The 12,021-nt window shown below is 61.0% G+C and carries 10 protein-coding genes; 7 read left to right on the forward strand and 3 right to left on the reverse strand.

Annotation, left to right across the window (positions count from 1 at the left end; all coding sequences use genetic code 11):
* Positions 1-347 precede the first annotated feature (347 nt).
* Positions 348-989, reverse strand: a complete 642-nt coding sequence (yihA, locus tag BLO80_RS20230) for a ribosome biogenesis GTP-binding protein YihA/YsxC (protein WP_003196227.1) — start codon at positions 987-989, stop codon at positions 348-350.
* A 191-nt stretch (positions 990-1,180) separates the two neighbouring features.
* Here yihA and BLO80_RS20235 point away from each other — a divergent pair, with 191 nt between their 5' ends.
* The 7 genes from BLO80_RS20235 (at position 1,181) to BLO80_RS20265 (ending at position 8,484) form a co-directional block, all read left to right on the forward strand.
* Entirely contained in the window at positions 1,181-1,471 is a 291-nt protein-coding gene (locus tag BLO80_RS20235; protein ID WP_092333455.1) for a c-type cytochrome, read from the forward strand.
* A 46-nt stretch (positions 1,472-1,517) separates the two neighbouring features.
* A complete protein-coding gene (locus tag BLO80_RS20240; RefSeq protein ID WP_092333453.1) occupies positions 1,518-2,129 on the forward strand; it encodes a c-type cytochrome in 612 nt (203 codons plus the stop codon).
* Between the two features lie 187 nt (positions 2,130-2,316).
* Entirely contained in the window at positions 2,317-2,958 is a 642-nt protein-coding gene (locus tag BLO80_RS20245; RefSeq protein ID WP_092333451.1) for a thiol:disulfide interchange protein DsbA/DsbL, read from the forward strand.
* A 15-nt stretch (positions 2,959-2,973) separates the two neighbouring features.
* Positions 2,974-3,852 (forward strand): endonuclease/exonuclease/phosphatase family protein, encoded by an 879-nt coding sequence (locus BLO80_RS20250; RefSeq protein ID WP_092333449.1) that lies wholly within the window; start codon positions 2,974-2,976, stop codon positions 3,850-3,852.
* Positions 3,849-5,912 carry a GGDEF domain-containing protein gene (locus tag BLO80_RS20255; protein ID WP_092333447.1) on the forward strand — a complete coding sequence of 688 codons (2,064 nt, stop codon included), beginning with the start codon at positions 3,849-3,851 and terminating at the stop codon, positions 5,910-5,912. Before BLO80_RS20250 ends, BLO80_RS20255 begins: the two co-directional genes overlap by 4 nt.
* A 103-nt stretch (positions 5,913-6,015) precedes the next feature.
* Complete coding sequence (locus BLO80_RS20260) at positions 6,016-6,795, forward strand: N-acetylmuramoyl-L-alanine amidase (RefSeq protein WP_092333445.1); 780 nt, start codon at positions 6,016-6,018, stop codon at positions 6,793-6,795.
* 75 nt (positions 6,796-6,870) lie between these two features.
* The gene (locus BLO80_RS20265) at positions 6,871-8,484 is read left to right on the forward strand and encodes an EAL domain-containing protein (protein ID WP_092333485.1); all 1,614 of its coding nucleotides are present in this window, start codon (positions 6,871-6,873) and stop codon (positions 8,482-8,484) included.
* A 17-nt stretch (positions 8,485-8,501) separates the two neighbouring features.
* Here the strand turns inward: BLO80_RS20265 and BLO80_RS20270 are convergent, their stop codons facing one another.
* On the reverse strand, positions 8,502-10,292 hold the full coding sequence (locus BLO80_RS20270; protein ID WP_092333443.1) for an ATP-binding protein: 1,791 nt from the start codon (positions 10,290-10,292) through the stop codon (positions 8,502-8,504).
* A 10-nt stretch (positions 10,293-10,302) separates the two neighbouring features.
* Positions 10,303-11,649 carry a sigma-54-dependent response regulator transcription factor AlgB gene (algB, locus tag BLO80_RS20275; protein ID WP_053126909.1) on the reverse strand — a complete coding sequence of 449 codons (1,347 nt, stop codon included), beginning with the start codon at positions 11,647-11,649 and terminating at the stop codon, positions 10,303-10,305.
* Between the last annotated feature and the right edge of the window lie 372 nt (positions 11,650-12,021).

The raw sequence follows: 12,021 nt of genomic DNA on the forward strand, positions 1-12,021 counted from the left end.
AATGGGTTTTGTGTCGAGCCGAATCCGAGCCCGACACCTATCCCTGTGGGAGCGAGCTTGCTCGCGATAGCATCGGCCCAGCTACCCCATGCCACATTGGCTCACTGAAAACCCAGGGATGATGTCTTTAGTTCGGAAAATTCCTACGGTTATTTCCAAAAATAATCTGAACTAAACCCGTGAATCGCCACTCAGAGATTCTGAATGGCTGGTGAAGCCCTTCAATGCTCCTATGTTGTGTTAAGTGTTGGCAGATATCTGGACCCCGCCCTAGCGGTCCGGAACTTGGACCCCGAACTTCCCCCTCCCCATAAGAAGTCCGGGGTTTTTTTTGCCTGCGATTTGGCTTATTCGGCCTCTTCGCTGCCCTTGTCCGCCAATTCCATCCAGTCGGCCAGCACCGTGTAGGCTTCTTCCAGGCCCATGCGCTTGGGCGCCGAGAACAACTGGATGGTGATCGCGTCGCCCCAGCCCTTGCGAATTTCCGACTGCACTTTGAGCAAGGTGTTTTTCGCCGCGCCGTAGGTGAGCTTGTCGGCCTTGGTCAGCAGGATGTGCATCGGCATGCCGCTGGCGACCGCCCAATCGAGCATCAACAGGTCGAAGTCGGTCATCGGATGGCGGATGTCCATCATCAGGATCAGGCCTTTCAAACTCTCGCGGCTGCCCAGGTACGCTTCCAGGTGGCGCTGCCAATGTTGCTTGAGCGGGATCGGTACTTTCGCGTAGCCGTAGCCGGGCAGGTCGACCAAACGTCGTTCATCGTCTAGCTTGAAGAAGTTCAAGAGCTGCGTGCGACCCGGGGTTTTCGAGGTGCGCGCCAGGCTCGCATGGGTCAAGGTGTTCAGCGCGCTGGATTTGCCGGCATTGGAACGCCCGGCAAAAGCCACTTCGAAGCCTTCGTCGTCTGGGCATTGATCGACTTTGGCGGCGCTGAGCATGAAGGTGGACTGTTGGCACAGGCCAAGGATGGGGTTCTTCAGTTGCATGGGATTTCCGATGTGGGCGGCGTCGGGAATGGACGCGGCAAGCTGTGTCGTTTCCGTTTCAGTGACGCCAGTATATAATGCCGCAGATTTTGTGTGCGCTTTGTCCCAGCGTAGGATGAGGCTCACGGGAGCGACCGACCGAAATTGCGCATTAGAACGCAGCTCGTTCCCAACCCTGAAAAGGTCGTTTTATGACGAAATGGCTGCTAGCTGCCGGTGTCTTGATGCCGCTTTACAGCGCTCAGGCTACACAGGATCCGGAAGCTGTGTACAACCGTGTTTGTGGTGCCTGTCATTCCGGCCAACTCCCCATGGCGCCCCGCAAGGGTGATCAGGAAGCTTGGACGCCGAGGTTGGCGAAAGGTATGGGGACGCTGGTGCAACACGTGACCCAGGGTTTCAAGGCGATGCCGCCGCGTGGTTTGTGCATGGACTGCAGTGCCGAGGATTACCGAGCCATCATCCAGTGGATGAGCGAGTAAACCCGGTCCATAACTCTTTAACCCTTAGCCGTAGTTGGATTAGCTGATGAACAAACTGATCGTGAGTCTGCTGTTGACCTTGGGGATATCCGGTGTAGCCCACGCCGCTGGCAATGCCGCTGCCGGTCAGGCGAAAGCGGCCGTATGCGGGGCCTGCCACGGCCCAGATGGCAATAGCATGGCGCCCAACTTTCCGAAACTGGCGGGCCAGGGCGAGCGTTACCTGGTCAAGCAGTTGAAGGAAATCAAGGACGGCAAGCGTGTCGTGCTGGAAATGACCGGCCTGCTGAACAACCTGAACGATCAAGACCTGGCGGACATCGCAGCCTATTTCGCCAGCCAGAAGGGCAGCGTCGGCGCCGCCGATCCAAAACTCGTGGCACGGGGTGAGGCACTGTTCCGTGGTGGCAACCTGGCCAAGGGCTTGCCTGCCTGCACCGGCTGCCACTCTCCTGACGGCAAGGGCAACGCCGCCGCCGGCTTCCCGCATCTGGGCGGCCAGCACGCGCAGTACATCACCAAGCAACTGACCGATTTCCGCAAGGAAGAAGGCGGTCGTGCCAATGACGGCGATGCGATGACCATGCGCACCATTGCCCGCAAGCTGAGCGACGAAGATATCGCGGCAGTCTCCAGCTATATCCAGGGCCTGCACTAAGGCCGTTGCGAGGGGATACACCTCTTGCAACGTTAACGCTCGATTAATCTGTCGATGCGAGCATCAAAAGGGTGGCTTTGGCCGCCCTTTTTTGTGGCCGCTGCCGTTACACTAGAGAACTTGAACCCGCCACGGTCTGTCTTAGAAACAGGCCGTGCGAGGCCCCCTCATTGTCCAGGAGTAAAGCATGCGTAATCTGATCATCAGCGCCGCGCTCGTCGCCGCCAGCCTGTTCGGCATGACTGCCCAAGCGGCTGAAAAGCCCGCCGCCCCCTATGTCGAATTGACCAACCCCGTTGCGGTGGCAGTGCCTGGCAAGATCGAAGTCGTGGAGTTGTTCTGGTACGGCTGCCCGCATTGCTACGCGTTCGAACCGGTCATCAACCCATGGGTCGAGAAACTGCCGTCGGACGTTAATTTCGTCCGCATCCCCGCCATGTTTGGTGGCCCATGGGACGCTCACGGCCAGATGTTCCTGACCCTCGAAGCCATGGGCGTCGAGCACCAGGTTCACGCTGCCGTTTTCAACGCGATCCAGAAAGAACACAAGAAGCTGACCGACAAAGATGACATGGCCGACTTTCTGGCGACCCAAGGCGTAGACAAGGACAAGTTCCTGGCCACCTTCGACTCCTTCGCCATCAAGGGCCAGATCAACAAGGCCAGGGAATTGGCGAAGAAGTACGAGATCACGGGTGTACCGACCATGATCGTCAACGGTAAATATCGCTTTGACATCGGCTCCGCCGGCGGCGCCAATGAAGCGCTGCAACTGGCCGACCAACTGATCGCCAAAGAGCGAGCGGCCACCAAGGCTGCCGCCAACTAAGCGCGGCCCACGCCCATGGCCCGCTGGAGTAGCGAACGCATCGTTGGCCTGCATGAACCACGGGTCAACGAGCACCATGTCACGTCCACGGGCCTGCCTGCCGATAGCCGCCTGCGATTGCTCAGCTTCAATATCCAGGTGGGCATCAGCACCGAACGCTACCGGCATTACCTGACCCGCGGCTGGCAACATTTGCTGCCGCACACCGGGCGTGCCGGCAACCTGCAGAAAATCGGCGACCTGCTCAAGGATTTCGACCTGGTAGCCCTGCAAGAGGCCGACGGCGGGAGCTTGCGGTCAGGCTACGTCAATCAGGTGGAACACCTGGCCCAATTGGGCGCCTTCCCCTACTGGTACCAGCAACTCAATCGCAACCTCGGACGTCTCGGCCAGCACAGCAATGGTGTGTTGAGTCGTTTGCGTCCCTGGGCAATCGAGGACCATCCGCTGCCGGGCCCCAAGGGACGCGGGGCGATTCTCGCGCGTTTCGGCGAAGGTCCGGAGGCGCTGGTCGTGGTCATGATGCACCTGGCGCTCGGGGCGCGCACCCGGACGATGCAGCTGGCGTACATTCGCGAGCTGATCGGCGGCTACAAGCACCAGATACTGATGGGTGACATGAACACCCACGCCAACGACCTGCTGCAGACCTCGCCCCTGCGCGATCTCGGTCTGCTCGCACCACAACTGGAAGCGACATTCCCCAGCTGGCGCCCCCAGCGCTGCCTGGACCATATCCTGTTGAGCCCGACCCTGACCCTCGAACGTGTCGAAGTGTTGGCCCAACCCATTTCCGATCACCTGCCGGTCGCGGTAGAAATTCGTTTGCCGGGTTCGCTCACGGTCGATGCATTCCCCGCGCTGAGTACTGCCCCTCGCGGATCCGATGAATGAGCGACGAAGCCGAACGCTGGAGAGAGAAATACCTCAAGAGTATCGAACAGCAGGAAAAGCTCGAGCGCCGTTGGGATGCTCGGCTCGACTTGCTGCGTCGTGGCCTGGTGCGCAGCACACTGGCCGCCGAGGGCACTGATCGGGTCGTCGACCAATGCATGAAAGAGATGCGCGAGGTGCTGCGCACCGATGACATGGACGCCGGCCTCGCCGCCCTGCTGCCACGCTTGGAGAAAGCCGTACTCGATTCCGAGCAGCGCCGCGAAACCCGGATCGAGCAGATGAGCACCGCATTGACGGCCCTGGTGGCCCAGTTGCAAAGCCTGCCGCTGCCGAAGGAAGTCAGCCGGCCCCTGAAGAAATTTTCCAAGCAGTTGGAGGAGCGGGTCGGCCAGGCCCGGGAGATTCCGCTGCTGCTCAGCGAATTGAGCGGTTTGCAAGGCAAGGCCCTGAGGGTTCTGGACGCCCCTGTCGAACCGAGCCGCCCCGGATTGCTGCAACGTCTGTTTGGTGGCCAAGGCCATGAGGACGCGCCGCCCCAGCCTCACGAGCCTGTCCAGGGTAGCGCGGCGCCTGCGGCAGACGTAGTCGTTGAGCCGGTAGTGCACGCAGCATCCGCCGCACCAGCACCAGCACCAGCACCAGCACCAGCACCGTCGGTAGCGGAACAAGCACCCACATTGGAGGTAACGCCCGAACCGGTCGACCAGGTTGCGCCGCAGGCCGAACCCGCGCCCGCCCTGGCACCAGCAGCCGAAGTGGCTCAGCCGATCGGCGAGCCGGACGAAGCCGCCCAGCCAGCCCCCTTGCCAGCGGTGGTCGCCGACGAGCTCTCGGTAGCGGCACCTACCCTGGAAAATCCCGACGAGCTGATGCCCGAGGAGGCGCCACAGGCCCTCTCCGACCCCTCGGCGCCTCCAGCAGAAGCCGAGCTTGACGCGCCCGCGCTCGCGCCCTTGGCCGCCGCCGATGTGGCTGACGCTCAATACGCCCTGCCCGACTCGCCTGAACCGTCCTACAGCTCGGTCGCCAAGCACATCGAAGACACTTTGCTGGGCCTGTTGGGCGACCTGACCTTGCCCGAGCGTCATCGACCACAAGCCGAAGCCATGGGTGAGCGGTTGCGAAATGGCTTGAACTGGTACGAACTGCTACCGATCCTCGATGATCTGGCGGTATTGATGCTGGCCATCACCGACACCGGGCAGCATGAATTCGAAGCGTACCTGCAACGCCTCAATGATCGTCTCGAGTCCTTCCAGAACAGCCTGCAGGCCGCCAGTGAAGACCACGCCGACCACCTCTCGGCCTCCCGGGAAATGGACACCCAGATTCGCGAACAGGTGGATGGCCTGCAAAGCAGCGTGCAACAAGCCGATGACTTGGAAGGCCTCAAGCAGGTGCTTGAGAATCACCTCGAAGGCTTGCTCGGGACAATGGACCAGCACCGCCGGCAACGTGATCAACGCGAGCAGGAAGTCTCGACGCGCCTGAAAAGCCTGTCCGATCGCGTCGCGCTGATGGAGCAGGACGCCCAGGTCGTGCGGGAAAATCTCGAGGAACAGCGGCAGAAAGCGCTGGTCGATCCGCTCACCGGGTTGCCCAATCGCGCCGCCTGGTCCGAGCGTCTGGAGCATGAAGTCGTTCAGTGGCAGCAGCACGGCAACAGCTTGCTGCTGGCCATGCTCGATCTCGATCATTTCAAGCGCATCAATGATAACTACGGCCATCTGGCCGGGGACCGGGTGTTGAAACTGATCGCCTCGGTCCTGCGCAAACGCTTGCGTGGCGGAGATTTCATTGCGCGTTTTGGTGGCGAGGAGTTTGTCCTGCTGGTGCCGGATACGCCCCTGGCGGCTGGCGCCAAGCTGGCCGAGGCGCTGCGCCTGGCCATCGAAGCCTGCCCGTTTCATTTCAAGGGCGAACCGGTGACGGTGACGGTCTCGGTGGGCATGACGGCTTTCAAGTCGGGGGAACACAGCGATTCGGTGCTTAAAAGAGCCGATCAGGCGCTGTACCGGGCCAAAAATGCCGGACGCAATCGCGTGGAGCTGGGCTGAGGGCTAATTGTTCCAATTTGTTTAATATCGCCCCACGCACCGGATCATCGCGAGGCGATACGTTACACTGTTGCATTACCTCCAGCGTGTAATGCCTTCCGCTATGAAATTTTTCTCGCTCATTGTTTCTTTATTTATCCTGGCCGGCTGCACCAGCGGCCCTCGGTTCGACACCAGCCACCCCTCCGTCAACCATGACAACCGCATTCAATTCGTGGTGGTGCATTACACCTCGGCGTCCCTGGAGCGTTCGCTGGCCCTGCTGACCCATGGTGAAGTCAGTGCCCATTACCTGATTGGCGACGATAAAGACGCGACCATCTACAAGCTGGTGGATGAAAGCCAGCGCGCCTGGCACGCCGGGGAAAGTGAATGGGAAGGCCGGACCTGGCTCAATTCCAGCTCCATCGGCATCGAAATCGTCAATCCGGGTTTCGTCGACACGCCCACCGGGCGCCGCTGGTATCCCTACAGCGAAGCTCAGGTCCAGGCCTTGACCGTCTTGCTCAAGGACATCATCCAGCGCAACGGGATCAGCCCGCGCAGCATTATCGGCCACAGTGACATCGCGCCCCTGCGCAAGCTCGATCCGGGGCCGCTGTTCCCCTGGAAGCGTCTGGCGCAAGCGGGCTTGGGGGTCTGGCCGGATGAACAGGCCGTCGCACGCCAGCAGGTTTTCTTCGCAACGCAGCTACCGCCGGCCACTTGGTTCCAGGCCGAGCTGGCCCGTCTGGGCTACCCGACGCCCCAGACCGGTGAATGGGACGTAGCCACCCACCACGTGCTGGCCGCTTTTCAGATGCACTACCGGCCGACCCGCTTCGATGGCATGCCGGACCCGCAAAGCGCGGCGATTCTGCAGGTACTCAACCAGACAAAATAATGACGCCCGTCCGACGAATCGGGCCAAATTCAAATCAGAAGCTATAACTCATTGGTAACTTTCGGATTACCCATGATGACGGCTGCGCGCGAAACCTTACAGAGCTGGCTCCATCGCCCCCTGTTCCTGGCGATGATGGCGGCTGCCCTGAGTACGTTCCTGCTGCTGACGGGCAGTCTGTTCGTGGTCGTGGAGCAAATCCAGCAGCGTGAAAGCGACCAGATGAATGCCCAGGGCGAGCGCTTTCTGCAACGGCTGGAACAGCTTTTCGGGCAATTGCGTGAAGGCCTCGACGACCTGCAAAACCAGCCGTTGCGCGGCTGCGACGATGACATGATCGCGACCTTGCGAGAAGTCAGCTTCAATTACCGTTTCGTTTATGAAGCGGTGTACATCGATGGCAGCGGCGTCTGCTCCAATCGTCCGCGCCAGAGCGGGTTGTCGGTGGCCCGGCCGCCCGATCTTCGAGGCCCCACCTACAGCTATTGGCTCAATACCACCACCGAACCCAACGAAGACCGCGCTGCGTTGATGCTGGGCCGTGGCAATTTCCGAGTCGCCACCTCCCGGGGGCATTTGGCCGACGTGGTCGACCTGCCACCGGGCAGCAGCCTGCTGGTGGTCCTGGATCACGGCACGCGGGCCATTCCCGTGTTGGGCACCCAACAATACTGGCCGCCCACAGAGCCTTGGCCACCGAAAAGCCAGAATGCCTTGCAGGTGACGCAGACCCGGCTGATTTATCGGATGCCCACCGACAGCCCGGAATATCAACTGGTGCTGATCGCCCAGCGCAACGGTTTCAAGGTGCCGGCCTATGCCTGGTGGATGTTGCCCATCAGCCTAGTGCTGGGCCTGGGGATTGGTTTCCAGGTGTTTCTGCTGGCGCGCCATCGCCAATCCATGGACGCCGAACTGCACGGGGCCATCCGGCGCGGTGAATTGCAGGTGCTGTACCAGCCGATTTTCGACCTGGACAGCCGCAACTGCGTCGGTGCCGAAGCCTTGCTGCGCTGGCGACGACCGGACGGCACCCTGACCAGCCCGGACTTGTTTATCCCGATGGCCGAGAACACCGGGCAGATCCGCCAGATCACCGATTTCGTGCTGCAGCGGCTGTTCGATCAATTGGGCCAGCTGTTGCGAACCAATCCGCAGCTGTATATCTCGGTGAACCTGGCGGCCTGCGATGTGATGGTGCCGCGTATTGGCGAAGTGATCGCTCGCCTGCTGGCGTTGCATCGGGTTTCGGCGCACCAGATTGCCTTCGAAGTGACCGAGCGCGGGCTGATCGATGTGTTGGTTGCCCGGGATAACCTGCAATCGTTGCGCGACGTGGGGCATCAGGTGCTGATCGACGATTTCGGCACCGGTTATTGCAGCCTGGCCTACCTGCAAACCCTGCCGGTGGACTGCCTGAAAATCGACAAGGCCTTCATCGATGCTTTGGGCCACGATGCCGCTAGCAGCGGCGTGGCCCCGCACATCATCCGCATGGCTCACGCGCTGCAGCTCAAGGTGATCGCCGAAGGCATCGAGCATGAAGCCCAGGCCTCTTATTTGAGCAGCGAAGGGGTGAGGTTCGGCCAGGGCTGGCTGTTCGCCCATGCCCTCAGCGCGGTCCAGCTCATCGAATTGATTACCCGTGGCCGACGCCTGCGTGGACGTCGTCTTGATGATGAAGCCTAGGTTCCCGGGCCTTGCGCTCAGACCGTCAGCGCCATGTAGAACTGCGTGCCCTGCCCCGGCCTTGAATAAACGCCCATGCGTCCGCCGTGGAGCTGGACGATCTCTTTGCACAGGGCCAGACCGAGGCCGGCGCCACCCTTCTTGCGTCCGACCTGGACGAAAGGCTCGAAGATCCTTCCCTGTTGGCCGTAGGCAATGCCTTCACCGTTGTCTTCGACACTGATGATCACCCGCTCGCCGTGGCGTCGGGCCTGCAGGCGGATCTGGCCGTCTTCGCCGGTGTGGCGCATGGCGTTGTCGATCAGGTTATCGAGCACCCGCTCCAGTTGCGCAGCGTCGGCATGCAGCCGCGGCAATGGGCCCTGGATCGCCACCAGCAGCTCGATACCCTTGGCTTGGGCCTGCTCGGCGAACCGCAGCCGGGCCTCTTCCAACAGGTCGTCGATGGAACAAGGCGCCAGGGTCAGCTTTTGCAGACCGTTCTGGTAGCGAGAGAAATTCAGCAGGTCATTGATCAGTTGCATCAGCCGCTGCATTTCTTCCGTGACCGTGTTGAGCAGGTCCGCCTCGCGGGACTCCGGGGGGAAGTGCAGGCGCTCCTGCAACAGGCCGAATGCCATGTGCATGCCTGTCACTGGCGTGCGCAGCTCATGGGAGGCACGCAGGACGAACTCGCTGCGCACCCGTTCGAAGGCACGCTGTTCCGTGACGTCATGCAGCACCATGACCGCGCCGAGGATGTGGCCCTGGGTGTGGCTGACCGGCGTGAGGCTGTAGGTCAGCACCCGCGACTCGCCATCGACCTCGATGCTCAGGTCTTCCGGCGCCCGCTCCAAGGTTCCACCGCGCAGCACCAGGTGCAATTCTTCATCCAGCTCCAGGCGTCCCAGCGCCTCGCCGAGCCCTTGGCCCAGGCGCGCCTCATCCCAGCCCAATTGACGCTGGGCCACCGGGTTGAGGTGCTCCAGTTGGCCTTGGCGATCGATCATCAGCAAGCCGTCGTCGATGCTGTCGAGCACCGCCTGCAAACGTTGCTGGCCGGCGAGCAGTTCGTCGACATTGGTGGCCTGATGCTCGCGCAGTGCCTGGGCCATGACCCCGAAACGACGGGTCAGCAAATTCAACTCGGCGGCGGAAGAAACGGGCAGCGTGACCTCGAAATTGCCCTGGCCGATGTCATCCGCCGCCGCGGCCAGCGCCTCGATCGGTGCGCCGAAACGCCGGGCAAGGCCATGGGCCGTGATAAAACCGATGACCAGGACCGCAAACCCCACCAGCCCCAGCAGCCCGGAAATCCACAAGGCGCGTTCGCGCGCGCGGTCCTGGGTTTCACCGATCTTGGTCAGGGCCTGGCGATAGCTGTCGATCAGTCCATTGCGCAGCACGTTGAATTTTTCGGTGAGGTCCTTGATGCCCGTGAGCTGTCTCGGTTGCTGGCGAGACGCGGTGAAGGCCTCGAGAAATTCAACGTAGTCGGCCTTGGCCCTGCTGAAGCTGACGGCCGTGTTGTCCAGCTTTCTTTCGTGGGCGATCCCTTGGTCGATCAGCGCCAGGTATTGCCGTTCGGATGCCTCCAGGGCGGCCAGGTCGGGCTTGTCGTCGAGCATGATGATCAACTGATCGCCGAGGGTCTGGCGCAGCTTGAGGCCCAGGTCCAGCAGGATGAAGTTGTCGCGTACCGATTGTTCCTGGGTATTGGCCATTTGCATGACGCTGACCAAGCCAAGCACCAATCCCAGCAATGCCACGGTGATCAGGGCCGAGATACTGAGAAACAGTCGTGTGCGCAGCTTCATCGCAAGTTTCATAAGGTGTCGCTCACAGGTTGTACTGCTTGCGTTTGCGATACAGCGTGGAAGCATCGATACCCAAGGTCTTGGCCGCCTGATCGAGCGTGTCAGCCGTGGCCAGCACCGCCCCGATGTGGGCTTTTTCCAGCTCGTCGAGGCTCAGTGCGGCACCGATGCGCGGTGCATTGTTGACTGGCTGCTCGGCCATGCCCAGGTGACTGATTTCGACTTTTTCCTGCGGGCAGATGATGCTGGCGCGCTCGACCACGTTGCGCAGTTCGCGGATGTTGCCGGGCCATCGGTAGCCTAGCAGCGCTTCGCGAGCCTCGTCGCTGAAGCCCCGGGCCGGGCGCGCGTATTCCTTGACGAAGCGGGCCAGGAAGCGGTCGGCCAGGGTCAAGATGTCTTCGGCGCGCTCACGCAACGGTGGCAGATGCAAGGTGATGACGTTCAGGCGATACAGCAGGTCTTCGCGAAAGCGCCCGTCGCGCACCATGTCTTCGAGGTTGAGGTTGGTGGCGGCGAGAATCCGCACGTCGGCGCGACGGGTGACCGGGTCCCCTACCCGCTCATATTCCTTGTCCTGGATGAACCGCAACAACTTTGGTTGCAACGTCAGGGGAAAATCGCCGATCTCGTCGAGAAACAGCGTACCGCCGTCGGCCTGGTTGACCCGCCCCAGGGTACTTTCGCTGGCGCCGGTGAAGGCCCCACGGCTGTGGCCAAACAACTCGCTTTCCATCAATTCGGCGGTCAGCGACGGGCAATTGATGGTGACGCAGGACTTTTTCGCGCGTTTGCTCCAGCCATGGATCGCCCGGGCCAGCTCACCTTTACCGGTACCGGATTCGCCAAGGATCAGGATATTGGCGTCGGTGCTGGCGACCTGGCGGGCGGTCTCCAGGACGACCTTCATCGCCGGGCTATGGGAGTCGAGACCGTCCTTGGGTTTGCGCACTTCCCCTTCCAGGGCTTCGAGCCTCGCCGACAGTTGGCGCACTTCCAATTGCTTGGCGGTGGCCAGGCGCAGTTGATCCGGGCTGCAAGGCTTGACCAGGTAGTCGGCGGCCCCGGCCTGGATCGCATCGACTGCGGTGTCGACGGCCGAGTGGGCGGTGACGATGACGACCCGCATCCAGGGCGCCTGGATACGCATTTGTGCCAGGACATCCAGGCCGTTGTCCTCCCCAAGACGCAGGTCGAGAAAACACAGGTCAAACACCTGGCGTTGCAGCAGTGTGTCGGCCTGGGCGGCGCTGTTGGCGGTGGCGACGGTATAACCTTCGTCTTCCAGGCAGTAACGGAACGTACGCAGGATGGCGGACTCATCGTCTACCAGCAGAATGCGGCCTTGGTGCTCAGTGGCGGATTCCATTTTTCCTACGCTCCTTTAATGAATGATGTGGGTTAGTGTCAGAAAAATCGGGCAAGTTGCATGGTCGATTCTGAGGGGATATTACCCACCGAACCTGCCTCTGTGGACGTCTGACTCCTAAAAGACTGATTTGAGTTCCTTTTTTTCTTATTTATAAGGGTCGGACGGTTCGCGTCGCTGATTCCGACGGCTGCGTCTGACAGGAAATTCCAAAACAACCTTACGCCTTTTCCTTCCCATTCGTGCAATACGCACGACGTGCGCGTGGGCCATCGTGCAGGATGCGTTCCCCATGTCTTTCAATCATTTGCTAACTATTTGATTTTAAATGGATTTAATGCTTAAAAAATCCTGGCACGCCGGCTGCAATGC

Origin of the sequence: Pseudomonas sp. NFACC56-3, assembly GCF_900100025.1 — a bacterium.
GTDB classification, from domain to species: domain Bacteria; phylum Pseudomonadota; class Gammaproteobacteria; order Pseudomonadales; family Pseudomonadaceae; genus Aquipseudomonas; species Aquipseudomonas fluorescens_AA.